Here is a 22,867-nt window from a genome sequence, read left to right as displayed (position 1 = left end):
AGCATTTCCTTATTGCATGTCCATTATAATGACCGGCAGTATAGAGGCCATCGTTCTTGAGAGTATTTGTCGTATTGATGCCGCCCTATCCAAGGATGATGTAGAGATCACTACCTTAAAGCGTCAGTTGTCCGACATGACAGCCAAGTATGAAAACATGGCGACTAAGTATGAAAATCTCCTCAACGTTTATCAGGAGTTGAAAATGAATTATTCCGAAAAAGTCATGGAGAAGAAGGAGCGTACATCGCAGCTTGGCGATATGGCTAAGTTATGCAAACAACTAAAGGTACAGCTTTCGTCGAAGACGACTGAGTGTGAGTTAAATCTTCTTCAGTTGCATCAAGTGCAAGAAGAGCTTGAGCATTATTTCCGGCTTTCCAGTGATCAATCCCAATTGTTGAAGGCAAGTTCGAATCTGCAAGCAAGAAGTTTGGCTTTGCTTGTTGCCGTGAAAAAATAGATCCGTTCAGATTTTAATCCTACCTTTTTATCTTGTTTAATGTCATCCTAGAATATACAAAAAAACCGGCTATTTGCCGGTTTTTTGTTTTGAATAAGTTCGATTCTACTTAAGCAGATCCAACACCTGTGTAAGAACCATAGAAAAATAATCCTACAACAAACAGAACAGCCATCCCCCCTGCAGTGGCGACAAGCCACAGAGGTAATACGCCTTCAGTCCATCGTGATTTCCAAGGTACAGCCGGTCGCCCGTCAGGTAGGCGATCGGGAATTCGACCGTCGGGAAACTGGGATTTTTTTCCGCTCATGGAATAAACCTCAATTGAAGAAGTAGCTGGACATGAGAACTCCGGTCACGAAGACAAACAGCAGACCCAAGTAGAGACTGGTGCGGTTGAGCTCAACCGGAAGGTTGTTGGGATTTGGATTGCGTTCCATAGGTCAGATCAGCGGCGAATGAACTGCATCGCGCCGAGGGCGCCTAGGAAGAACACTGTCGGGATGCCGAGGGTGTGCAAAGCGAGCCAGCGAACCGTGAAGATCGGATAGTTGCGTGGCGTTGTGGCAACGGGGGGTGCTTGTGTCATGACTTATTTCAGGCGGATGTCGAGATCAGACTTGCCCTCATAGCGCTGGCTCACCACGGGTGCCTTGCTCTCGGATGCCTGGAAGTAGGCGTCGGGGCGAGGTGTGCCGAAAGCGTCGTAGGCGAGGCCGGTGGACACGAACAGGAAGCCTGCCAAAAAGATGGAAGGGAGTGTCACGGCGTGAATCACCCAGTAACGGATGCTCGTGATGATTTCGAAGAACGGTCGTTCTCCTGTTGAGCCGGCGGCCATGGCGTTGGGCGTGTCAGAGCGATGATCTTAGGAGGTCGGTCTGGTGAGCCGAGGCTGAGGGCGTGCCTCAGTTACACAGCGTTGCCGACCCAACGGAGCAGGTTGCCCCGCTCTCCGAGCACAAAAGCGTGCTCACCGTCGAAGACCATGCGCGTGAAGTTGCTTGGTTGACGGTCGCCAACGGGATCGTTCTCCCAGCTGTCGCCCCCGTCTTGGCTCACGAGAAGCGTGCCGTTGCCGCCACCGGCCCAGATGGCGCCGTCGTCATCCCAGGCCAGATCCATGTAGCCGTAGCCATTGGTGATGGGAATGATGGCTTTGCTCCAGCTGTCGAAATCCCCGGGCTCATCGTTGAGGCGTATTTGGGCGCCGCGAGCGACCATCCAGAGATTGCCGTCGGGTTGAAAGCCAATGCTTTGCAGGCGCTGACTGCTCACGCGCTGGTGGACTTGCCAGACAGAATCGCCCGGTTCCCAAGTGGCATAGAAGTTGCCCAGGCCACTCACACTCACATAGCTTCCATCATTGCTGCGTCGCAGATCTCGCACGGCGCCCGCTGCATCGGTCACCTTCGCTTCCCAGCTAGACCCATCGTTGTGGGTTTCGTAGACCGCCCCCACGTTGGTGGCAAGTTCTGCCGAATGGCTGCCCAGGGCAGTGATTAGGTAGGGCTCACCGGGCAATTTGGTGTCGAGGAAAAGTCGTGTCCAGTTCTGGCCGCCGTCCTCGCTGTGCATCAGCAATCCCGGTTGTCCAGCAATCCAGCCTTCATCATCATTGAAATCGATACTGATCAGCCGGAAGTTCTCTTCGTCGGGAAGATCAAGGCTGCGTTCGTTCCAGTGAGCTCCGCCGTCGTTGGTTTCGCGGATCATGCGATTGCTGCCCACCAGAAAGCCGTGGCGGCTGTCGGTGAAGGCCACATCCAATGGATTCGCTTGGGTGTCGAGGTCCAAGGCTTGCCATGGACTCGATGTCGCCATCGGAACATGAGTGGTGACGCATCCGCTGAGGCTGACCCCCAGGACAAGAACCAGCAAAAGCTGGGTCGCAGAGTTCAACAGACGTTTCATGGGTTCGCCTCAGCGCAGGGAATAAAGGGATAAGAAGAAGGCGAAGCCGAGGGCAAGGCCGCCAAAGATCAGAACATTCTTCTGTCCTGGGGTCATTCGGTTGACACCGAGGCCAAAATTCAGATTTTCGTCGAAGCCGCTGGCTTTGGCTCGCGGGCCGATGTCGCGGAAAGCGGCCACCCTGCTCCTGCAGACCGGACAACGAAACGACATCGGGTCGAGATCTTCGAACGCCGTTCCGGCTTCGATACCAACCTTTTTGACTCCTTCCTCAGGGTCGTAGACGTAGCCACAGCTGCGACATTCGAAACGGTGGGTCCGTGGATCGCTTTCCGGGGCGGTTTCAACCGCTGGCTCCACCGCTTCGGTCGCTTCGACCGGCTGGACGGACTGTTGTTCGTCGCTCACCGCTGTGTTGCTTGGCGGGTTGACTCTATCGGCGACAACTCCTGGCAGTGAATGCCAGACTGGATTCGTCTACGGGGACCTCCATGTTCGCCCTGCCCGGCTACGACGCCTTCCTGGGGTTTCTGCTGATTGCAGCAGCAGTGCCTGTGTTGGCTCTGGTTACCAACAAATTGGTGGCGCCGAAAAGCCGTGCCGGTGAGCGCCAGCTCACCTACGAATCCGGCATGGAACCCATTGGCGGCGCCTGGATTCAATTTAATATCCGCTATTACATGTTTGCGCTGGTCTTCGTCATCTTTGATGTGGAGACCGTGTTTCTTTACCCCTGGGCTGTTGCGTTCAACCGTCTCGGCTTGTTGGCCTTCATTGAAGCCTTGATTTTCATCGCCATTCTCCTGGTGGCTTTGGCCTACGCCTGGCGCAAAGGCGCCCTTGAGTGGAGCTAGTCATGTCTGAAAACACATCCCCCTCCATTTCTGCTGTTCGCGATCTGCGCGAAGCCAGCTGCGGTCCGATTGGTGCCCCGACGGTCACCAACGACCTCAGCGAGAACGTCATCCTCACCAGCTTGGATGACCTGCATAACTGGGCCCGTTTGAGCAGTCTCTGGCCCCTCCTTTATGGAACGGCCTGCTGCTTTATCGAGTTCGCGGCTTTGCTCGGCTCCCGTTTCGACTTTGACCGTTTTGGTCTTGTTCCTCGCAGTTCCCCACGTCAGGCCGATCTTTTGATCGTGGCCGGCACCGTCACCATGAAGATGGCTCCGGCTCTCGTACGGCTCTATGAGCAGATGCCAGAGCCGAAGTATGTGATCGCTATGGGCGCATGCACGATCACAGGCGGCATGTTCAGCGCTGACTCCACCACAGCTGTGCGCGGCGTCGACAAGTTGATTCCGGTGGATCTTTATCTACCTGGCTGCCCGCCCCGCCCCGAAGCCATTTTTGACGCCGTCATCAAGCTGCGCAAGAAAGTCGGGGATGAGTCGCTGGCGGAGCGGCGCAAGCATCAGCAGACCCATCGCTACATGACGGTCTCCCATCAGATGAAGCGTGTGGAGCCTGTTGTGACCGGCGCCTACCTCCGGGCTGAATCCCAAAAAGCTGCCCTGGCTGCTGCTCCAGCCGGTCAGACCTTGGCCACAGATGCCGCCGTGCTGACCCCTGCTGCTGAACCCGTCGAGTCATGAGCGAAACCCCCTCCAAAAAACCTGCCGCTTCCGATGAAGCTGGTGCTGTCGTTGCGCCCGAGCCTGGTCCGGTCAGCCAATGGCTGAACAAGCAAGGCTTCGATCACAACAGCCTTGAGCCGGATCATCTTGGCGTCGAGCAGATCGGTGTGGAAGGTCCCGTTCTCCCGATGATTGCTGCGGCGCTCAAGAGCAACGGTTTCGACTATCTGCAGTGCCAGGGCGGGTATGACGAAGGCCCTGGTGAGCAGCTGGTTTGTTTTTACCACCTGTTGGCGATGGCGGAACAGGTTGAAGCCATGGCGGCTGATCCCTCCGCAAAGCTGCGGGAAGTGCGGATCAAAGTGTTCCTCAGCCGGGAGGGCACCCCGTCGCTTCCATCGATCTACGGCCTATTTCGTGGAGCTGATTGGCAGGAGCGTGAAACATTCGACATGTATGGCATCCAATTCGAGGGCCATCCCCATCCCAAGCGTCTTCTGATGCCTGAAGACTGGAAAGGTTGGCCGTTGCGCAAGGACTACGTCCAGCCAGATTTCTACGAAATGCAGGACGCTTATTGATCGCGTCTCAGGATGCGTGTTGGGAGCGGTGGCTGCGGTAAAACCTGATGACTGCTAGAGCCAGGCTGCGGGAATCGTGACGCAAGGTCGCTGTAGGTCGGATTCCCTGCAGAGGTGCTTGGGTGACGTCATAACCATCCGATCGAAGCCCTTCGGCATCACAGCGCACCGGATCCGCACCCCGGCTTTGGTAGTGGCGCACCAGGTCTGAAGGTGGAAGGTCGTCTTGTGCAAGGACGGCATTGAAGAGTCTGGTTTCAATGCCGAGGCTGGCCAGCTGCGCTTCGATCGCCCGGATGTGACCGCGCACATCCAGACCGTCGGTTTCGCCGGGCTGTGTCATCAGGTTGCAGATGTAAAGCCGTGGTGCCCGGCTGCGTTTGATGGCACTCACTAACTCCGGCACCAGCAGATTTGGGAGCAAAGACGTGTAGAGGCTGCCCGGCCCGAGCACGATCAGGTCGGCGTTGGCGATCGCTTCGAGTGCCCGGGGCAGGGCCGGCGGTCGTTCAGGACTGCAGCCCAGACGAACAATGGGGCTGGGGGCGTGCCCGATGTTGCTTTCCCCTTCGATCCGTTGGCCGTTTTCAAGTTCGGCCCAGAGCTGCACATCCACGTTGGTGGCCGGCACCACCTGACCTTGCACGGCCAGCACTCGGCTTGATGCGGTGATGGCTGTTTCCAGATTGCCCGTGATGGCCGACAGGGCCGAAAGAAAAAGATTGCCGAAGCTGTGACCTTCCAGACCGCTACCGGCCGAGAAGCGGTATTGGAAGAGGCGGGTGAGTAGCGGCTCTTCTGTTGAGAGGGCTGCCAGACAGTTGCGGATGTCTCCAGGAGGCAGCACCCCTAATTCCCGCCGAAGCACTCCACTGCTGCCGCCGTCATCAGCGACGGTGACGATCGCAGTGATGTGACTGCTGTAGCGCTTCAAACCACTCAGCAAGGTCGATAAGCCGGTGCCGCCGCCGATGGCCACGATGTTGGGGCCCCGGTTCAAGCGGCTCTTCGCCCGCAGAGCATCCACCAGCACGGTGTCTTTGTCGGGGGCGAGAGCCTGTTGAATCGAGCCGAAGCTGCGGCTTTGACCCCAGAGGAGCAGCCCACTGCCGATCAACACCACCAGTGGCCCGGTGATCTCTCGGGGTAACACGGTGGTGAGGGTGCCCAGCAGCCAGCTGAGGGTTTCCAAAATCCAGTAAATCGGTTTCAGATCGGCCCAGATGGCGGCACCAAGGAGAGCCATCAACAGCCCTAACCCGGACGTGAGCAGCCAGCGCTTCACCACAAGGCCAGGTTGCAGCCAGCGCATGGCCCGTTGGGATCGGGTCATTAGATCCCGACGCCGCATATCGCGCATCATCCGGGCCTGGCGTCTACTTTTCGGGTGCTTCCGCGCCAAGGAACGGCTTGGTCCGTAAGTTCACCGAACTGTACGGAGCTTGTCGAAAGGCGGCAGGATGTCTGTGTTTTTCGGCCCGGATCGTGCCGCAGCCTCAACCCGTCGTGGAGATGCGGGACCTCACCATGCAGTGGGGGCCTCGGCCTGTGTTGGATCGGGTCAACTTGATCCTGCGTCCTGGTGAACGGTTGGCCATCGTGGGCCCATCAGGTGCCGGAAAGTCAACGGTGCTCCGCCTGCTGGCCGGTTTACAGCTGCCCACGAGTGGTGAGCTGCGCTTGTTTGACCAACCACAGATTTACCTTCGGCTGGACCAGACCGATCCGCCGGACGTGCGGCTGGTGTTTCAGAACCCTGCTCTGTTGGCCTCGCTCACCGTTGAGGAGAACGTCGGCTTCCTGCTGCGCGAAAGTGCGCAGCTGTCAAGGGAGGAGATTCGTGATCGTGTGGATGCCTGCCTTGAAGCTGTTGGGCTCTACGACGTGGCCCACTTCTATGCCGGGGAATTGAGTGGCGGCATGCAGAAGCGGGTGAGCTTCGCCCGTGCCCTGATTGACGATCCCCAGCGAGGTGATCAGTCGATGCCCCTTTTGCTGTACGACGAGCCCACTGCAGGGCTTGACCCCGTGGCCTGCACGCGGATTGAGGATTTGATTGTGAAAACCACCACCGTGGCGCAGGGATGTTCGGTGGTGGTGAGTCATGTACGCAGCACGATCGAACGGTCTGCGGAACGGGTGCTGATGCTGTACGACGGTCAGTTCCAGTGGGAGGGATCAGTGGATGCGTTCCGCACCACAGACAACCCCTATGTCGTGCAGTTCAGGACGGGTAGCCTGCGCGGACCGATGCAAGCTGCGGAGCACTGAACACCATGCGACGCAGCGTTCGTGATGCCATCGTCGGATTCACTGTGATCGGCGGCATCATCGGCTTTGCTTCCGCGGCCTTGTGGCTGCGAGGGGTCCGTTTGGGATCCAGCTATTGGACCCTGACCGCCCGTTTCAACGATGCGGCTGGGCTGGCGGAGCGCTCTCCTGTTACCTATCGGGGCATTCTGGTTGGTTCGGTCCGCTCGATTGCGGTGACACCTGAAGCCGTGGTGGCTGAGCTTGAAATTGATAAAGGTGATCTAATTCTGCCGCTGCCTGTTACCGCCACGGTGGCCTCCGGCTCCTTGTTGGGGGGAGATGCGCAGGTCTCTATCGTCAGTCGCGGCACCCCGCTTCCTCAGGACGCACCGTTGCCCCGAGCGGCCGATTGCCAGCCCAGTCGTCAGCTCTGCAACGGCGGAACGCTTGTGGGACGTGAGGCCCCCAGCCTTTCCACAGTGACCGCAACCATGCAGGAGCTGCTGGCACAGGTTCAGGATGAACGGGTGATCCCTAATGTGGCTGCTTCTCTCGAGCAGATTGAAGCCACCACAAAGGAATTCCAGGCGCTGACTGTGCAGCTTCAGGCTGAACTGGCCAAAGCCGGTCCCGTGATTCGCAACTTGGAGGCCGCCACGGCACATGCGAACAACATTGCGTCTTCTCTCGATAATCCCCAGACGTTGAGTGCGCTTAAGCAGACGGCCACCAATGCCGCACAGCTCACCGCCAAGATTGATGCTGTTGGCGGCGATGTGGCTCAACTCACAGGGGATCCTGAGTTCATGAAGGGCGTGCGCAATCTCACCATTGGCCTGGGAGAATTGTTTGGCGAGATCTATCCGGCTCAGACCGCCCAGTAGGCACGGAATTGTGTCAATAATTTCACGATTTAGAGGCGATATCGTGCCACTCAGATGTTGGTGATGGCCTCCATGGCTACGGCGGCGATGGCCTGATCGCTGGCCTTCGGTAACTGCACGTATTTGCCGCCTGCCGCTTCGGCGAGGTCTTTACCCATGCCGCTGCCGATGAACTTGCGCTCGGTGTCGATCACGAGCAGCTTGATTCCAAGCATCCGGTATCGGGCCGCTACATCCAGAACCTCCTGCTTGAGGTCGGGTTTCTCCTCTCCCTCCAGCTCGGGTTGGCCCAGGGAGGTGCTGAGCGGCACGTTCCCGCGTCCGTCGGTGATCGCCACCACCACCACCTGGCCGAGATCGCCAGTGGCCAGGGCATTGGCGCCGACACGGGCCGCCTGGGTGAGGCCATGGGCCAGAGGTGAACCACCGCCGCAGGGCATTGATTCCAGCCGGCGGCGGGCCGCCGTGATTGAGCGGGTGGGAGGCAGTAGCACTTCGGCTTGATCGCCACGGAAGGGGATCAGGGCCACTTCATCGCGGTTTTCGTAGGCCTCGGTAAGCAGCCGGATTACGGCACCCTTGGCGCTCTGCATCCGGTTCAAGGCCATCGAGCCGCTGGCATCGACCAGGAACACCACCAGGGCACCGGCTTTGCGCTGCAGCAACTTGGCCCGGAGGTCGCCCTCTTCCACAATTACGGTGCGACCGGGTTCCCGTTCCCGCCTGATTTTCTGGTATGGCGCGGCGGCTCGCAGGGTGGCGTCTACGGCGATCCGGCGCACCGGACCGCGCGGCAGCATCGGTTTCACATAGCGACCGCGGCTGTCGCTGAGAACCACCGAACGGCTTCCGCTGTTGCCGCTTTTTGCTTTGGCGGCATTGAACAGCAGCAGATCAGGGTCGACCTCGATCGCTTCCGGATCGAGCATGAACTCTTCGGGTACTGCAGGTGGAGTCTGATCCTCCTCGCTGTCACCCTCTTCGTCGTCGCTGCTGTCGTCCTCGTTGTTGTCCTCAGGAGGATCGTTCTCCTCTTCGCTGGATCCCTCCGGTGGCGGTGGTGGGTTCTCCTGTTGCTGATCCCCCTGGTCCTGCGGTGGCGGTGGCTCCTGGTCTTGCGGCGGCGGTGGTTCCATCTGCTGGTCTGGGGGTGGCATCTGGGAGGCACGAGGTGCGATCACCAGTGCGACTGCCACCTGGAGGTCTTCGGCTTCCACCCGATCCCGGCCGCTAAGGGCCGCATGGGCGCGGGCCACCCTTACCGCGTAGAGCTCGGAGCGGTGGCCTTCCACGCCGCCGCGGATGGCTTCAGTCACCAGATATTCGATCTGTTTCCGGCTGATCTGCACATCCTTCAGCCACTGGCGTGCCAATAGCAGCTGGGTGGCGAGGGCATCCGTTTCTTCCCCCCACTTTTCGGCAAAGCTGCGGCTGCATTGGCCATGGCTGATGACCGCATTGGTGATTTCCACCCGCTGCTCGGTGCTCACCAGCTGGTTGGCTGAAAGCACAATGGCAAAGCGATCCAGAAGGTGATCGCGGATGTTGCCTTCCTCCGGGTTGTAGGTAGCGATCAGCAGGGGGCGGCAGGGGTGACTGAGGCTGAGACCTTCCCGCTCTACCCGGTTTTCGCCGCTGCCTACGGCCGCCAGCATTAGGTTGACGATGCCGTCGTCCAGCAAGTTGAGTTCATCGACGTAGAGCACGCCACGATGGGCGTCCGCCAGTAGACCTGGCTGGAAGACGGCACTGCCGCTGGAGAGCGAGGCGGCCACATCCACGGCACCCACCAGACGGTCTTCCGTGATGCCGAGGGGGATTTGGACGAAGGGGGCGGCGATGACCGTCGAAGGGGCTGCGCCTGTGATCCGCTCCCGGGTGGCCGCATTCCATTCCTCCGGGTTCTGTGGGTCGAGGTTGCGGCCTACGCCACCATCTGCATCCAGGACATCGATGGGGGGCAAAAGTGCGTGCAACCCCCGAGCCAAAACTGATTTGCCGGTGCCACGTCCACCGGCGATCACCACACCGCCCAATCCGGGGTCGACGGCCGCCAATAAAAGGGCGAGCTTGAGGGTCCCATGGCCGGTAATTGCGGCCAGAGGAAAGGCGCGAGTCGCCTGGTCGTCTTTAATCACCACACCGCTTGCCACCATGGAGGCGTTCAACCCATTCGTGAATGCCAGTCTTGCTGATGGTGCTTACTTGCGTTGGGGTTTTGGCCAGTAGTAAAGCTTTTTGTTGCAGCCGCTTTGTGTGCAGAAGGTGTTTAATAGCCAAAGAAGTGGATAATGAATCAATTGAGCGCGTATTGACAGTTAAATTTCAAAAATATCTCAATTAGAAAGTCATTTCATTCCAACCTGTTCTTCTGTCTGATTTGTATTCGTGATTGAACTTGATTAGCTTTCTGCCAAGAGACATGTTGGAGGCAAAATAATATGTCCATTTGCCTCTCTCAGTGCAATCAATAATTGAGGGAATAGGCTCTAGCATCATTCCTCTAGATTCAGCTCTAGCGTCAATATTATTTAATATAATATTCAGCATATTGTTGAATTTTCCTGGGCCAAAAGAGTTTATAAGTTCAAGGCCTGTTTTCGGCTTATTTCTAAACGAATAGCCTTTCATGCTACTTACTATAGCGCTAAAAAATGGCGAATTTGCTTGTGTCGCGAAAAAGCTATTTGTTATTGCTGGCGACATCCATCTAAACAGAAACATACTTTTGCGGGCCCCTGTAAAGACTTTATTAATTGCCTCCATTGAATTCACGTGAGCCGGAAGATCAGAGTCAATCCAAATGCAATCATTGTTAGAAGCTGCGTATGCTATCCGGAATATGTCGGCCTCGCTGGCGTAGTGATATGCGGATGTGAACGCATCAATAAGTCCCGGTTGATTTTCTTCCAGAAAAGTTAGTGCACTTTTTTTGCTGTAGGTCTCGATGTTAGGATATCCATGATCTGAAAGAAGTTTATTCCATACGGCAGTATTCTCCTTGACGCTTGAGGGAGGTTCTCCTTGGCTCCAGTATTGAAATGCTTGTGCTAATTGAGATCTATTATTGTTGTTATCTTCTTTTGATATTTTAATCTCTTGAAGTGAGGCCAGCCATAGTCTTTCTTTGCCCTCATCTAAATTTATTTTTAATATATTTCGCAATAGTTTTCCGTCAGAGCGCGATAATTCTTCGTTATTGGCTCTGCACTCTTTGCATAAAGCTTGTAGTGTTTTTAAATGACGTTGGCCTTCTCCTTTTGCCAAAAGGTTTTTGATTTTGAAGATTTTCTCGTGTGATTTTTGCATTTAATTGCGTTTTTCTAGGATTGGGTATTCTAAAGTTTTTCTTGCCACTGGTGATTCTTTGGATGAATAATTACTAATTTGCATTTTAATTTTTCAAAAAATGCCAATAGCTTTAATATTTCTGCTTCGCTCCCCTCCTATTCGATGGGTGTAAGAGAATCTGCAGGTCTGTAAGTTGCATTGTTCCTTAAGCCCATGATTACCGTACTCCCTGACTCGGAATGACTTAAGAGAGTATGCGGGAGAGTTTGAAATTGCCGTGGCCAAGAATGGTTCCCAGAGAAGGTGCTGGTCGCCTGGTCGTTTTTGACCGTTACACCGCTTGCCACCATGGAGGCGTTCAACCCGCTTTCGGGGCAGTTTTGCGGATAGTGCCAGGCTTTTGAGCCGGTGAGGTGGAACCAAGTCGATTTTGCTCACGAAATCGTGTCTCAAGGCACTCGATCAACTGCGTGTTGAACAGGAGCTGTAGCTGATGTTGCTCTAGATCGGGATCTGAGAAGTGGGTGTCGTGTGGTTCGAGTTGTTGTAGGATCTTTTTTATATTTTTGTTTATGGTTGGAGTAATACTGTGTTTTAGGTGCTGGTGGATAAAGAATGAAAGAGCTTTTTTTGGTGATTCCTTGGCGCTCATTCGTATAGCTTTTTTCGAAAGGCTTTGAGAAATCAGTTCGGAGGCTTTTGTGGCAATATTTTCGTCTTTTGAGCGGCTTAAGCTTTTCCAGATATCAACCGCTTCGTCGTCCTTTTTGAGTGCGGCAAGGGCTTCTCCTTTTAGTAAAATTGCTGCCAGATCGTCTCGGAAATAATCGAGAATTGAATTAGCAAGGCAGAGACAAGCTTTTGGATTTTCAGTTAGAATGGCACGTGCTTTCCTGAAAACCAAGAACTTAATTCTTGATTTTTCGCTAATCGTTCTTTCCTCGGGTAGAAAAGTTGCGTCAAGGCCATTACTTTTGATCATTATTTTTGATTGCTTTGCGAGATAAAGGTTTAGTTTTGATTGATAACGCTTGGAATGCTTCTGGATGTCTTCTATGTTTCTGTCGATTGAATTTGTAATTTTTTCATTTTTAGTTGTTTCCTTGAGTTCTCTCAGGAGTTTTAATGCTGTTTGCTGTTGTCCCATCATGTTGATGGACAAAGCTTTGTCATGGCGTAGCCAGAGAGATTCTTGTACGTCTTGCAACGTACGGTCGATTAGTTCAAGGGAAAGTCCTGGGAGTTCGGCAGATCGTGCTAATCGACTTTCTTTGCGAATCAAAATTGTAATGTCTAGCCTGGGAAGCAAATCGTCATTTGACGGCAGACTGAGGAGTTTAGTTTCGTATTTTTGAGCTATTTTTCGTAAGTCTTCAATAAGCTTTTTGGTTTTATTTGTTGCGGCTTCTTCTCGAAGTTGCGGAAGTATTTTTAGGAGGTGCTTCGCATTTAAAGACGAGCTTTGATTTTTTTTGTCGTTGCTTATGCGTGTCAAGATTTCTTTGGATTTACGGAATTTGCCGACTCGTAGAAGTATCTCAGCTTTCAGTAGAAGTTGTTGATGGGTGGCTGTTTTGTCCTGGATGTTATTATCGATCTCTCGAAGCGCTTTGTTGAGTTCCTTTGTGGAGTTTAAGTTTTTGCTGGCCTGAAATAAAGGCCGTTTAGTTATATCTTGGTCAGCTGATGCGACTTGTTTGCTCTTAATCCCTTTTTGTCGGCTCTGAATGCCGGTATTGGGGCGTAATCTCTCAAGGAGTTGACCGATAAACATGTTCTTGACTCACAGAACAAAGCTCTGAATTAATCATTGCATGCTTCGGTTTGTAGGGTCGAGTCATGCTTGGCCACAGCAATCGAAATGGCATCGTTGCCTCTGAAATCAGCGCTTGCCATTGGGCTCGGGGCCAACCTGAGCAGCCGTCATGGGTCTCCTGAATCCACTCTGCGTTGGATTGTTCCGCGCTTAACAGCCCTCCTCGTGCAGTGGGGCAATGCAGATGCTGAAGATGTGCGCTGTTCTGCGTTTTTGAAGACCCAACCGCTTGGCGGACCGCAAGGTCAAGACGAATACTGCAACGCCGTTCTTCTGATCTCCCGAGTGCAGCGTCTGCCGTCTGAGGCGGCGGCATTGGAGCTGCTGAATGAAATGCAGTGTTTGGAGCAGAGCTGCGGCCGCGACCGTGCGCGCGAGGAGCGGTGGGGGCCCCGCACCCTGGATCTCGACTTGTTGTTTTGGGGAGAGTTGAGGCTTGAGCATCCCCATTTGGTGTTACCCCATCCGCGCATGCACCTGCGCAGCTTTGTGCTGGAGCCGTTGCTTCAGGCGATTCAGGGCGTTCACCCGCCATGCTGGTGAGCCTTCTCGCCTGCTCCCATGGCGCCGCTGCCAGCCCCAGAACCCTTTGAGCTGCTGGACACCGTTGAGGCGGTGGATGTGGGCAAGCTTCGCTTCGAGCGCAACAGGATCAAGCTGCCGATGGGGGTGCAAGCAACCTTCGGCATGATTCGCCATCCCGGTGCTTCCTTGGCGGTGCCATTCACCGATGACGGTCAGGTGGTGCTGCTGCGGCAATACCGCTTCGCGGTTCAGGCGCGTTTGCTTGAGTTCCCCGCCGGCACCCTGGAGGAGGGTGAAGACCCCCTGGAATCGATGCGACGGGAGCTGGGTGAAGAGGCTGGCTACAGCGCGACACGCTGGGATCCCCTTGGGCCGATGCTCCCCTGCCCGGGCTATTCCGATGAGGTGATCCACTGCTTTCTGGCCCGGGAGCTCACCCCCTTGGAGAACCCACCTGCCGGTGATGACGACGAAGACCTGGAGGTGGTGCTGATGAGCCCAGCGCAGCTCGATACGGCGCTTGCTTCGGGTGATGAATGGCTTGATGGAAAGAGCGTCACCGCCTGGTTCCGCGCCAAGCAGCTTCTCGGCCTCTGATGACGACCCCTCGCGTTTTGTTCTGGCACCGCCGCGATCTTCGCCTGGCGGACAATCTGGGTTTGGCCGTCGCTGGAGAGATCAGCCCGGCGGTGACCGGCGTGTATGTGCTCGACCCCCAGGTCATCGATCCTCCGGAGCATCTGCCGGCGATGGCGCCGGCTCGTCTGTGGTTTCTGATCGAGAGCCTGGTGGAATTGCAGCAGCGCTGGCGGGAGGCCGGTAGCCGTCTGGTCATTCTCGAGGGGGATCCTCCGGTTGTGCTGCCACAGCTGGCAGAGCAAATCGGCGCCGAGGCCGTGGTGTGGAACCGTGATGTGGAGCCCTACGCCCGTGAGCGTGACCGCCAGGTGGCGAAGCGGCTCCAGGCCGATGGTCGGAAGGTGGTGGTGGACTGGGATCAGCTGCTGATCGCTCCCGAGCTGGTTAAGACCGGTGGTGGTGATCCTTACCGGGTCTACGGCCCCTTTCTGCGCAACTGGCGCGGCCAAGTGCTGGCCAAGCAGCCCAGCACCGTTGCCGCCCCCACCGGACTGTTGGATCTGGATCCCGTCCACGTGCCGGCGGGAGATTCCCTTGCGGCATTGCGGGAGAGCCATGGTTTCAAGGGCACCGAGATCTGCCCCTGCCTTCCCGGAGAGGCGGCGGCCTTAGAGCAACTCACGAGGTTCTGTGATGGACCGCTGCTCGGCTACGAGCCTGATCGCAATTTTCCCGGTACCGCAGGCACCTCGACCCTCAGTGCTGCCCTCAGTGTGGGCACCCTCAGCCCCCGGCAGGCTTGGTGTGCCGCCCAGGACTCCCGCGCGCTGGCCCGCTCCGAGGAGCAGCTCCATGCCATCGCCGTGTGGGAGCAAGAGTTGTGCTGGCGCGAGTTTTACCAACAGGCGCTGTTCCATTTCCCCGAACTGGCCGATGGCCCCTACCGCGAGCAGTGGCGCCGTTTCCCTTGGGAGAACAACGAGGACTGGTTCGACTTCTGGAAGGAGGGCCAGACCGGCATGCCGATCATCGATGCCGCCATGCGTCAGCTGAATCAGACCGGCTGGATGCACAACCGCTGCCGCATGATCGTGGCTTCTTATCTGGTCAAAGATCTGATCTGCGACTGGCGTTGGGGCGAGCGCGCCTTTATGGAGCTGGAGGTGGATGGCGACCTAGCCGCCAACAACGGTGGTTGGCAGTGGAGTGCCAGCAGCGGCATGGATCCCAAGCCGCTGCGCATCTTTAACCCCGCTACCCAGGCCTCCAAGTTCGATTCAGCCGGTGATTACATCCGCCAGTGGGTGCCGGAGCTGCGCCATGTGAACACCAAGGATTTGCTCAGCGGAGAGATCGGTTCCCTCGAGCGGAGGGATTACCCCATACCACTGGTGGATCACAAGAGGCAGCAGGCCAAGTTCAAGGCGCTTTACGCCACCATCCGGTCCTGATCGCGCCCGTCGCTGCGGCGGAACTGGGCCGGAGCATTGGACACCAGCAGTTGTCGCAGGGTGTCGATCACCGTTTGTTGCTGGTCTTCCTTTAACTCAGGGAAGATCGGCAGGCTGAGAACTTGGCTGCAGAGCTGTTCTGTCACCGGCAGGGAGCCCTGCTTCAAGCCGAGGTGGGCGTAGGCCGGTTGTCGGTGAATCGGAATCGGGTAGTAGATGATCGTGCTCACACCGCGCTCCTGAAGGGTCTGTTTGAGCCAGTCGCGGCAGCAGCTCTCCGGGATCCCGTGGCGTGCACTGGTGGTGGAGGGATTACAGCTGGCGTTGCAGAGCGGTTGGCCGGTGGGGCAGCTGCCGATGCGCACGACGAATTGGTTCCAGCTGTGGCCTTCGTTGGAGGACGGCAGGGTGAGTCCTTGGAGATCCCCGAGGGCATCTCGGTAACGGGAGGCAATGGCTGTGCGGTTGCTGATCCAGCTCTCCAGCTTCGGCAGTTTCACATTCAGCACTGCTGCCTGAATGGCATCAAGTCGGCTGTTGTACCCAAGGCTCGTGTGCACGTAGCGCTCGGGCATGCCATGCACGGCCAGCTCGCGCATGGCCTGGGCCAGATCGGCATCGCTGGTGGTGACGGCACCAGCGTCACCGGCCGCACCGAGGTTTTTGGTGGGGAAAAAACTGAAGCAGCCCGCATCACCAAAGCTGCCTACGGGTTGGCCGTTCCAGCGGGCTCCCGTGGCCTGGGCGCAGTCTTCAATCACCTTCAGTTGATGGCGCTCCGCAATCGCCATCAACTGGTTCATGTCCACCGCACGGCCAAACAGATGCACCGGCATCAGGGCCTTGGTGGCCGGGGTGATCGCGGTTTCGATTTGGTCGAAATCGATCAGGTAGGTGCTGGGGTCGACATCCACGAACACCGGTGTGGCGCCGACGGCGCTGATGGCTTCAGCGGTGGCGAAAAAACTGAACGAGCAGGTGATCACTTCATCGCCTGCACCAATGCCGAGGGCACGCAAGGCCAGGATCAGTGCATCGGTGCCGCTGTTGCAGCCCACGGCGTGGTCGCAGCCGACGCTGACGGCAAAGGCTTCCTCGAATTGTTTGATCTGCGGTCCGCCGATGTACTGACCGCTGCGCAACACCGTAAGAACCGCCTCTTCAAGGTCCACACCCAGATCGTTGATCTGCTGGCCGAGGCTGAAGGGAGGTACCTGCATGAAGGAAAGCTTAAGTGGCTCCGCCGAACCACTCCGGTTCGTGTCCGGGGTTCCACTTCACATTGCAGCCCACTGAGGCTGTTTGCTCCGGGTTTACCGGTGCTCCCGTCAGCACGGAAATGAGGGCGGCCCGCAGGTCTCGGCCGTCGAGGGGCTGATCATTGCCGGGTCGGCTGCCGTCCAACTGGCCCCGATAACGGAGGGTCTGTAGGCCTTTGTTATCGGGTGAAAACAGGTAAAACTCCGGAGTGCATGCAGCCTGAAGCGCTTTGGCCAGGTTCTGCTGCTCATCCAGCAGATATGGAAAGCTCCAGCCGTGGCGCCGGGCTTGATCTGCCAGTTGTTCCGGCCCGTCCTGGGGGTGGGTGATCAGGCTGTTGCTGCTCACGCCGACCAGTTGCACCTGGTCGCCGAAGTCGTGCTCCAGCCGGGTGAGCTCTGGCTCCACGTGTTTCACAAACGGGCAATGGGCACAAAGCACCATCAGCAGCAGGGGCCGATGGTCCAGCGATTGGCTGTTCAGCCGGCCGCCCGTGACCTGGGGCAGATCAAAACCGGGCAGCGGCGTGTTCAGCGCCAGCATCGTGGATGGTGTCAGGGCCATGACGCGCAGGCAGATGCGGCGAATCTGCTTCAGGATGGTCACCTCCGGTGGTGATGGATGCCGCGCCTGCGTCTGATTTGGGGAGTTTCGTTACTGCTGGCGGCCTGCGGTGCCCCTAAGGAACCGCCCAGCTGGCGCTTGTTCCCTTTGCAGCGGTACGTGCCCCATGACGGCGTGGCCGTGGTGAGTCAGCCGGATGGGTATGGGATTCATATCTATTTGGAAACAGACACCAGCTTCGCGGGGGTCTGTCGTCCCCGATGGCTGCCAGATCCAGCCCGTCTGTTCAACGGCAACGGATCCACCCCATTCAGTTCTGGTCTGGCGACCCGCAAGGAGTTTTTCGATGCGGTGTCCCGGCGTGATGTGCGGGCTTTGCTGGAGAAGGAGCTGGAGGCACTATGCGAGGCCCGCGCACCAGATGAGCGCTGGCAGTGGACTGAGCCGCCCCTCAGCGAAGACCAAGTGCTCCCCGTTCAGCTGCCATCTCTGGAGGAAGAGGACCTGCTGACCAATCCTGTGGAGGAACTGAAGCGGGTCCGGCAGTTGCTTAAGGATCAGCAGGATGGGGAGTAGCCCTCCCAAACCACTGCTTCGGCGTCCCGCCAGTAGCGGCTGAAACGCCCCAGCCGCGGTGGACGTTTCAGCTCCACGAAGGGCTTGGGATCCATCAGCTCCAGCGGAAGTTCCGCATCGATGGCAGCGCCAATACGCTCCAGGCGAGGATCCACCACTGTGCTGCTGATCACTCCATCGGCCTGGTGGCGGCGCGCAAAGGCCAGCACCTCGGCGGCTACATCCCCCTTGCGCAAAGTGAGGGGCAGGTCGAGAGCGTTTTCGTAGAGGAAGCCGATCCGTTTGCGGCTGATTCGTGCTTCCTGGATCCAACGGGTATCAAATACAAACACCGCTGGGGCCTCGGGCCAGGCCTGCAGCGCCGGGTTGCTGGCGCCGAGAGCCTCCTCGTGAATCCAGAGGATCGGACGTTCAAAAGACATGAGGACTCTCCTGCTTATCGCTTGGGACGGGCCAGGGCGGCACTGGTGCCTCCGCTGCTCCGGCGTTGGCGGTTGCGTTGGTGGTTGCGGTCGTTGCCGCTGTTCCGAATCGCCGGCATTGAGGAGAACAACTGGTTCTCCAGTTGCTCGTAGCTGCCGTCGAACGGGCAGTTGTTGGCACTGGAGCAGTTGTCGCAGTAGTGCCCGTCGCTATACCGCTCCAGGTTGCCGCGATTGAAAAAGTAGGGCTTATGGCTGAAGGTGCTGGCCACCCACTGCCAGCTCAGATGGTTGCTGGCTGGGTCGCCATCCAGCAGGTGCTCCAGGAACCAGTCGGCCCCGGCCTTCCAGTGCACCCGTCGCCAGTGCACGAGCCAGGCGGCCATCCACATGCGGGCGTGGTTGTGCAGCCAGCCGGTGCTCACCAGTTGATCGCGAAAACGATCCATGCAGGCCAGCCCCGTGGTCCCTTCGCGCACATCGGCCGGCAGTTCCCGGGTGTAGGAACCGGCGTCATGGCCCGTTTTGAACGGTTCCTGATCGTTGTGGATGTCGTCGCCTAGATCGAGCCACATCCGTTGCCAGAAGTCGCGCCAACCGAGTTCGTTGATCAGCTTTCCGCCCTCATCGCGGTTGCGGATTCGTGCAAACACGGAATCGCGAACCTCCGCGAGGCCCAAAACACCATGGCGGATGTAGGGCGACAGTCCGGTGACCGCGCCCTTGAGATGGTTGCGGCTTTTGGCGTAGCGCCTTGCGTCAATGCGCCGCAGCTTGTCATCGGCTGCCTCACGACCACCGCGTATCGGGCTAAGAGTCCCTTCCGCCTCTGGAAACTCTTGCGCCAACAGGTCATTGAGGGCATCGCGGGAGGCGAATTGCCGCGGCAGGTCGCCGTTGATCGGGGGTGACGCAGCGCTGGGCACCGGCCTTCGTCAGCAAAGGAGCGGTGATCTTGGCGGGGGATGGGGGAGAATCGCGCGAATTCAACCCGTTCCGGTCTGTCCTGATGCTGCTTGATCTCACCGGCAAGAAGATTCTCGTTACCGGCATCGCCAACAACCGTTCGATCGCCTGGGGCATTGCTCAGCAGTTGAAGGCGGCGGGCGCTGAGCTGGGCATCACTTATCTGCCGGATGAAAAGGGCCGCTTTGAGTCCAAGGTGCGCGAACTCACCGCACCCCTGGAGCCCAGCCTGTTTTTGCCACTGAACGTGCAGGACGCCGAACAGATGGCCGAGGTCTTCGGGGAGATCAAGGAAAAGTGGGGGGTTCTCGACGGCCTGGTGCACTGCCTGGCTTTTGCAGGCAAGGAAGAGCTGATCGGCGACTACAGCGCCACCACCGCTGAAGGCTTTGCTCGTTCCCTCGATATCAGCGCCTATTCCCTGGCTCCTCTCTGTGCTCATGCCAAGCCGCTGTTCAGCGAGAAGGCCGGCGTAATCACCCTGTCGTATCTCGGCGCTGAGCGGGCCATCCCGAACTACAACGTCATGGGTGTGGCGAAGGCCGCGCTGGAAGCGTCTGTTCGCTACCTCGCCGCTGAGCTGGGTCCCGAGAAGCAGGTGCGCGTGAATGCCATTAGTGCTGGCCCGATCCGCACCCTGGCCAGCTCCGCCATTGGCGGCATCCTCGAGATGATCCATAACGTGGAGGAGAAGGCTCCCTTGCGTCGCACGGTCACCCAGATGGAAGTGGGCGGCACCGCAGCCTTCCTGCTCAGCGATCTGGCCAGCGGCATTTCCGGTCAGACCATTTATGTGGATGCGGGCTACTGCGTCACGGGGATGTAAGGCACGATGTGAACAGAGGAGGTGGAGTGATGGCACGCCAGGGAGACATTCATCGGGTCACCGGTGAAACCGACGTGAAGGTTCGTCTGGATCTGGATGGCTCCGGCCAGTGCCAGGCCAATACCGGAGTGGCATTCCTCGATCACATGCTTCACCAGATCAGCAGCCACGGACTGATCGACCTGGAGATCAATGCGGTGGGAGACACCCATATCGACGATCACCACACCAATGAGGACGTGGGGATTGCCGTGGGGCAAGCTTTGGCTCAGGCCTTGGGAGACCGCCGTGGTATCCATCGCTTTGGGCACTTCGTGGCACCGCTGGATGAGGCCCTGGTGCAGGTGGCACTGGATTGTTCCGGTCGCCCGCATCTCAGCTACAGCCTGATGATTCCCAGCCAGAAGATCGGCAGCTACGACACCGAGCTGGTCAAGGAGTTCTTCGTGGCGGTGGTCAACAACAGTGGCCTCACCCTGCACATCCGTCAGCTGGATGGCGTCAATTCACACCACATCGTGGAAGCCTGTTTCAAGGCCTTTGCCCGGGCACTGCGCATGGCCACCGAGGTGGATCCACGCCGGGCCGGAGCCATCCCCAGCAGCAAAGGGGTTCTGGAGCAGGCCGGCGCCAACTGATAGCGGCGCCGCGCTTCACAGTCCGTTACGAGAGGATGGGAGGACGTTGATCGTTCGCCCGTGACCGTCGCCCCCGCCCGCAGCTACGACCGCAGCGACTGGTCCAGCGCCTTCGTCAATGTGGAGGAGGAGCTCACCGATGTGGCCTTAACGCCGGTGCGTGGAAGGGTTCCGGCGGAGCTTCAGGGCACCTTCTACCGCAATGGCCCCGGGCGTCTGGAGCGCGATGGACACCGCGTCCATCACCCCTTCGATGGCGACGGCATGATTGCGGCGATGCGGTTTGAGAACGGCAGCGTCCAGCTCAGCAACCGCTACGTGCGCACCGAGGGCTGGCTGGCGGAGGAGAAGGCTGGCAAGGTGCTTTACCGGGGGGTCTTCGGTAGCCAGAAGCCCGGTGGTCGTTTGGCCAATGCGTTTGATCTGCGCCTGAAGAACATCGCCAACACCAACGTGGTGCGCCTCGGCGATCAGCTGCTCGCTCTATGGGAGGCTGCCGAGCCCCATGCGCTGGATCCCCGCAGCCTGGAGACTCGCGGTCTTTCGCGGCTCGATGGTGTGCTGAAAAAGGGTGAAGCCTTCAGTGCCCACCCCCGCTTCGATCCCGGCCATAACGGCCGTCCCTGCATGGTCACTTTTGGGGTGAAGACCGGCCCTCGCAGCACCATCCGCTTGATGGAGTTCGCCACCGATGGCCCCCAGGCCGGTGCGTTGCTGCATGACCGCTCCGACAGCTTTCCCGGTTTCGCCTTCCTCCACGATTTCGCCATCACCCCCAACTGGGCGGTGTTCCTGCAGAACGCCATCGCCTTCAATCCCCTTCCTTTCGTAATCGGCGAAAAGGGTGCGGCTCAGTGCCTGGCGTCCCAACCCGGTGGGAAAGGGCGTTTCTGGCTGATACCGCGAGACTCCGGTCGTTTTGCCGGTCAGAAGCCGCGCATCCTCGAAGCCCCGGACGGCTTCGTCTTCCATCATCTGAATGCTTTTGAAGACGGTGATCATCTCGTGGTGGAGAGCATCGTCTACGACGATTTCCCGTCCATCGGTCCCGATGACGACTTCGCTCAGGTGGATTTCGACACGGTGCCGGAGGGAATCTTGCACCGTTGCCGCCTCGATCTCAGCCGCGAATCTGTGCAGACTGAGCGCATCAGTGAGCGAACCTGCGAGTTCGCCATGGTCAATCCCGAGCGTCAGGGGCTCAGCGCTCGCTTTGCCTGGATGGCGGTGGCCGAGCGTGAGACGGGCAATGATCCACTGCAGGCAATCCAGAAGCTTGATCTCGATTCCGGTGCCACCCACACCTGGAGTGCAGCGCCCCGTGGCTTCGTGAGTGAGCCGCTGATGGTGCGCCGACCGGGTGCGGAGTCCGAAGACGACGGCTGGGTGTTGGATTTGGTCTGGAACGGAGCCCGGGCTGCATCTGATCTGGTCATCCTCAACGCCAGTGATCTTGCTGAAGTGGCGGTGCTGGAGCTGCCCTTAGCCGTTCCCCATGGCTTGCACGGCAGCTGGGCCCCGGCAGGCTGAGACATAGCGGTTGCTTCGGTTGTGCGGACCCCGCGTCAAACGTTGAGCGTCGGTTGGGGCGCCTTGTCTGTTGCAATCACGGGCTTGCTTCTGCTGTCTCCGCGGGTGCCTGTGTTGGCCCATGCCCCGTCCTGTGCGGGGACGTTGTTGCAGTTGTCTGTTGTTGAAGAGGGCAAGACCGCGGTAGCCAGTTTTCGCTTCTCATTGGCTGTGTCCGGTGAAGGATCCACGGGGCAGGCTGCGTTGACTCAGCTGAATCAACGCTTGGCCCGGTTGCGTCACTTGCTGAAACCGTTCATTCAGGGACGCCTGATCGTTCCATCTCCGTCCACCTATCCACGTTCTGGACGCAATGGGGCCAAACAATCCTTTGTTGCCAACACCGGTGTCTCCGGTGAGGTGAATCGGCAGATGTACAACCAACTCATTCAGGCAGTGGGTGGGCAGCCCGGCGTGCGGATGCAGGGGATGAAGTCCATTGCCAATGAACAGGCTGAGACAGCGCTTCAGCAACTGTTGACTGCTGCGGCACTGCGGCGTGGCATGGCCGAGGCCGATGACACCGCTACGGCGATCGGAGCGACCCGGGCGCGACTGCTCAGGATCAATCGCAGTGATGCGATGCGTGGGCCGCGGCGGGTTCAGCTTTCAGAGGCCATGCGCACTGGTTTCGATCCGGGTGAAGCCCCGGAACCAACGGCAACAGTGCGGATGGAGCTCCTCTACTGCCTTACATAGCCAGCTGATAC

General features: G+C 58.1%; 28 protein-coding genes. 14 read left to right on the top strand and 14 right to left on the bottom strand.

All coding sequences use genetic code 11. From position 1 onward, the window contains the following. Nucleotides 1-28 precede the first annotated feature (28 nt). Nucleotides 29-463, top strand: coding sequence for a hypothetical protein (locus FZZ88_RS02820; protein ID WP_226426222.1), 435 nt, complete (start codon nucleotides 29-31; stop codon nucleotides 461-463). Between the two features lie 109 nt (nucleotides 464-572). Here the strand turns inward: FZZ88_RS02820 and FZZ88_RS02815 are convergent, their stop codons facing one another. The 6 genes from FZZ88_RS02815 to FZZ88_RS02790 form a co-directional block, all read right to left on the bottom strand. After that, nucleotides 573-773 (bottom strand): photosystem II reaction center protein J, encoded by a 201-nt coding sequence (locus FZZ88_RS02815; protein WP_166015670.1) that lies wholly within the window; start codon nucleotides 771-773, stop codon nucleotides 573-575. 10 nt (nucleotides 774-783) lie between these two features. Beyond that, a complete protein-coding gene (locus tag FZZ88_RS02810) occupies nucleotides 784-903 on the bottom strand; it encodes a photosystem II reaction center protein L (RefSeq protein WP_006852026.1) in 120 nt (39 codons plus the stop codon). Nucleotides 904-911: 8 nt separating this feature from the next. Next, nucleotides 912-1,052, bottom strand: a complete 141-nt coding sequence (gene psbF, locus FZZ88_RS02805; protein WP_166015669.1) for a cytochrome b559 subunit beta — start codon at nucleotides 1,050-1,052, stop codon at nucleotides 912-914. 3 nt (nucleotides 1,053-1,055) lie between these two features. After that, nucleotides 1,056-1,304 (bottom strand): cytochrome b559 subunit alpha, encoded by a 249-nt coding sequence (gene psbE, locus FZZ88_RS02800; RefSeq protein WP_166015668.1) that lies wholly within the window; start codon nucleotides 1,302-1,304, stop codon nucleotides 1,056-1,058. Nucleotides 1,305-1,375: 71 nt separating this feature from the next. Further along, nucleotides 1,376-2,377 (bottom strand): photosynthesis system II assembly factor Ycf48, encoded by a 1,002-nt coding sequence (locus FZZ88_RS02795; protein WP_166015667.1) that lies wholly within the window; start codon nucleotides 2,375-2,377, stop codon nucleotides 1,376-1,378. Between the two features lie 9 nt (nucleotides 2,378-2,386). After that, nucleotides 2,387-2,785, bottom strand: coding sequence for a rubredoxin (locus FZZ88_RS02790; protein ID WP_115024895.1), 399 nt, complete (start codon nucleotides 2,783-2,785; stop codon nucleotides 2,387-2,389). 83 nt (nucleotides 2,786-2,868) lie between these two features. Between FZZ88_RS02790 and FZZ88_RS02785 the strand changes: the two genes are divergently transcribed. The 3 genes from FZZ88_RS02785 to FZZ88_RS02775 are packed head-to-tail and all read left to right on the top strand — an operon-like array spanning nucleotide 2,869 to nucleotide 4,537. Beyond that, nucleotides 2,869-3,231, top strand: coding sequence for an NAD(P)H-quinone oxidoreductase subunit 3 (locus tag FZZ88_RS02785; RefSeq protein WP_011363234.1), 363 nt, complete (start codon nucleotides 2,869-2,871; stop codon nucleotides 3,229-3,231). Nucleotides 3,232-3,233: 2 nt separating this feature from the next. Beyond that, on the top strand, nucleotides 3,234-3,974 hold the full coding sequence (locus tag FZZ88_RS02780) for an NADH dehydrogenase subunit K (RefSeq protein WP_115024896.1): 741 nt from the start codon (nucleotides 3,234-3,236) through the stop codon (nucleotides 3,972-3,974). Further along, a complete protein-coding gene (locus FZZ88_RS02775) occupies nucleotides 3,971-4,537 on the top strand; it encodes an NAD(P)H-quinone oxidoreductase subunit J (protein WP_166015666.1) in 567 nt (188 codons plus the stop codon). The genes FZZ88_RS02780 and FZZ88_RS02775 overlap by 4 nt, the downstream gene beginning before the upstream one ends. Before the next feature lie 7 nt (nucleotides 4,538-4,544). Here FZZ88_RS02775 and yvcK read toward each other — a convergent pair whose 3' ends face one another. Next, nucleotides 4,545-5,900, bottom strand: coding sequence for a gluconeogenesis factor YvcK family protein (yvcK, locus tag FZZ88_RS02770; RefSeq protein ID WP_166016438.1), 1,356 nt, complete (start codon nucleotides 5,898-5,900; stop codon nucleotides 4,545-4,547). A gap of 149 nt (nucleotides 5,901-6,049) precedes the next feature. Here yvcK and FZZ88_RS02765 point away from each other — a divergent pair, with 149 nt between their 5' ends. Beyond that, nucleotides 6,050-6,808: an ABC transporter ATP-binding protein gene (locus FZZ88_RS02765; RefSeq protein WP_206339035.1), complete on the top strand. Its 759-nt coding sequence runs from the start codon at nucleotides 6,050-6,052 to the stop codon at nucleotides 6,806-6,808. A gap of 5 nt (nucleotides 6,809-6,813) precedes the next feature. Further along, complete coding sequence (locus tag FZZ88_RS02760; RefSeq protein WP_166015665.1) at nucleotides 6,814-7,674, top strand: MlaD family protein; 861 nt, start codon at nucleotides 6,814-6,816, stop codon at nucleotides 7,672-7,674. 50 nt (nucleotides 7,675-7,724) lie between these two features. Here FZZ88_RS02760 and FZZ88_RS02755 read toward each other — a convergent pair whose 3' ends face one another. The 3 genes from FZZ88_RS02755 to FZZ88_RS02745 all read right to left on the bottom strand — a co-directional run bounded on the left by FZZ88_RS02755 (nucleotide 7,725) and on the right by FZZ88_RS02745 (nucleotide 12,739). Further along, on the bottom strand, nucleotides 7,725-9,830 hold the full coding sequence (locus tag FZZ88_RS02755; protein ID WP_166015664.1) for a magnesium chelatase subunit D family protein: 2,106 nt from the start codon (nucleotides 9,828-9,830) through the stop codon (nucleotides 7,725-7,727). Nucleotides 9,831-10,014: 184 nt separating this feature from the next. After that, a complete protein-coding gene (locus FZZ88_RS02750; protein ID WP_166015663.1) occupies nucleotides 10,015-10,983 on the bottom strand; it encodes a hypothetical protein in 969 nt (322 codons plus the stop codon). A 340-nt stretch (nucleotides 10,984-11,323) separates the two neighbouring features. Next, the gene (locus tag FZZ88_RS02745) at nucleotides 11,324-12,739 is read right to left on the bottom strand and encodes a hypothetical protein (RefSeq protein ID WP_166015662.1); all 1,416 of its coding nucleotides are present in this window, start codon (nucleotides 12,737-12,739) and stop codon (nucleotides 11,324-11,326) included. 87 nt (nucleotides 12,740-12,826) lie between these two features. Between FZZ88_RS02745 and folK the strand changes: the two genes are divergently transcribed. From folK to FZZ88_RS02730, 3 genes are read left to right on the top strand one after another with little or no spacing between them, the layout of a single operon-like run. Further along, nucleotides 12,827-13,324 (top strand): 2-amino-4-hydroxy-6-hydroxymethyldihydropteridine diphosphokinase, encoded by a 498-nt coding sequence (folK, locus tag FZZ88_RS02740; RefSeq protein ID WP_166015661.1) that lies wholly within the window; start codon nucleotides 12,827-12,829, stop codon nucleotides 13,322-13,324. 18 nt (nucleotides 13,325-13,342) lie between these two features. Continuing rightward, entirely contained in the window at nucleotides 13,343-13,903 is a 561-nt protein-coding gene (locus FZZ88_RS02735) for an NUDIX hydrolase (protein WP_166015660.1), read from the top strand. Continuing rightward, a complete protein-coding gene (locus FZZ88_RS02730) occupies nucleotides 13,903-15,336 on the top strand; it encodes an FAD-binding domain-containing protein (RefSeq protein WP_166015659.1) in 1,434 nt (477 codons plus the stop codon). Before FZZ88_RS02735 ends, FZZ88_RS02730 begins: the two co-directional genes overlap by 1 nt. On the opposite strand, the gene FZZ88_RS02725 is transcribed toward FZZ88_RS02730, so the two are convergent. Continuing rightward, nucleotides 15,315-16,556 carry a DegT/DnrJ/EryC1/StrS aminotransferase family protein gene (locus tag FZZ88_RS02725; protein WP_166015658.1) on the bottom strand — a complete coding sequence of 414 codons (1,242 nt, stop codon included), beginning with the start codon at nucleotides 16,554-16,556 and terminating at the stop codon, nucleotides 15,315-15,317. The genes FZZ88_RS02730 and FZZ88_RS02725 overlap by 22 nt on opposite strands. Before the next feature lie 10 nt (nucleotides 16,557-16,566). Next, nucleotides 16,567-17,160 carry a thioredoxin family protein gene (locus tag FZZ88_RS02720; protein WP_166016436.1) on the bottom strand — a complete coding sequence of 198 codons (594 nt, stop codon included), beginning with the start codon at nucleotides 17,158-17,160 and terminating at the stop codon, nucleotides 16,567-16,569. Between the two features lie 57 nt (nucleotides 17,161-17,217). Between FZZ88_RS02720 and FZZ88_RS02715 the strand changes: the two genes are divergently transcribed. Next, nucleotides 17,218-17,736, top strand: a complete 519-nt coding sequence (locus FZZ88_RS02715; protein WP_166015657.1) for a hypothetical protein — start codon at nucleotides 17,218-17,220, stop codon at nucleotides 17,734-17,736. On the opposite strand, the gene FZZ88_RS02710 is transcribed toward FZZ88_RS02715, so the two are convergent. Together FZZ88_RS02710 and FZZ88_RS02705 are read right to left on the bottom strand one after the other, a co-directional pair. After that, nucleotides 17,718-18,158: a deoxyribodipyrimidine photo-lyase gene (locus FZZ88_RS02710; RefSeq protein ID WP_166015656.1), complete on the bottom strand. Its 441-nt coding sequence runs from the start codon at nucleotides 18,156-18,158 to the stop codon at nucleotides 17,718-17,720. The two genes, FZZ88_RS02715 and FZZ88_RS02710, sit on opposite strands and share 19 nt — an antisense overlap. Before the next feature lie 14 nt (nucleotides 18,159-18,172). Further along, a complete protein-coding gene (locus tag FZZ88_RS02705) occupies nucleotides 18,173-19,084 on the bottom strand; it encodes an FAD-binding domain-containing protein (protein ID WP_166015655.1) in 912 nt (303 codons plus the stop codon). A gap of 83 nt (nucleotides 19,085-19,167) precedes the next feature. Between FZZ88_RS02705 and fabI the strand changes: the two genes are divergently transcribed. Genes fabI through FZZ88_RS02685 form a run of 4 tightly spaced genes read left to right on the top strand, consistent with a single transcriptional unit; the run spans nucleotide 19,168 to nucleotide 22,856 of the window. Further along, entirely contained in the window at nucleotides 19,168-19,950 is a 783-nt protein-coding gene (fabI, locus tag FZZ88_RS02700) for an enoyl-ACP reductase FabI (protein ID WP_166016435.1), read from the top strand. A 29-nt stretch (nucleotides 19,951-19,979) separates the two neighbouring features. Beyond that, the gene (gene hisB, locus FZZ88_RS02695; protein WP_166015654.1) at nucleotides 19,980-20,588 is read left to right on the top strand and encodes an imidazoleglycerol-phosphate dehydratase HisB; all 609 of its coding nucleotides are present in this window, start codon (nucleotides 19,980-19,982) and stop codon (nucleotides 20,586-20,588) included. A 60-nt stretch (nucleotides 20,589-20,648) separates the two neighbouring features. After that, nucleotides 20,649-22,118 (top strand): carotenoid oxygenase family protein, encoded by a 1,470-nt coding sequence (locus FZZ88_RS02690; protein ID WP_166015653.1) that lies wholly within the window; start codon nucleotides 20,649-20,651, stop codon nucleotides 22,116-22,118. A gap of 42 nt (nucleotides 22,119-22,160) precedes the next feature. Continuing rightward, nucleotides 22,161-22,856 carry an SIMPL domain-containing protein gene (locus FZZ88_RS02685; RefSeq protein ID WP_226426223.1) on the top strand — a complete coding sequence of 232 codons (696 nt, stop codon included), beginning with the start codon at nucleotides 22,161-22,163 and terminating at the stop codon, nucleotides 22,854-22,856. Nucleotides 22,857-22,867 lie beyond the last annotated feature (11 nt).

The organism is Synechococcus sp. PH41509, assembly GCF_020514285.1.
GTDB lineage: Bacteria > Cyanobacteriota > Cyanobacteriia > PCC-6307 > Cyanobiaceae > Parasynechococcus.
Note: the sequence above shows the minus strand (reverse complement) of the source record. Positions and strands in the feature narration are given on the sequence as shown.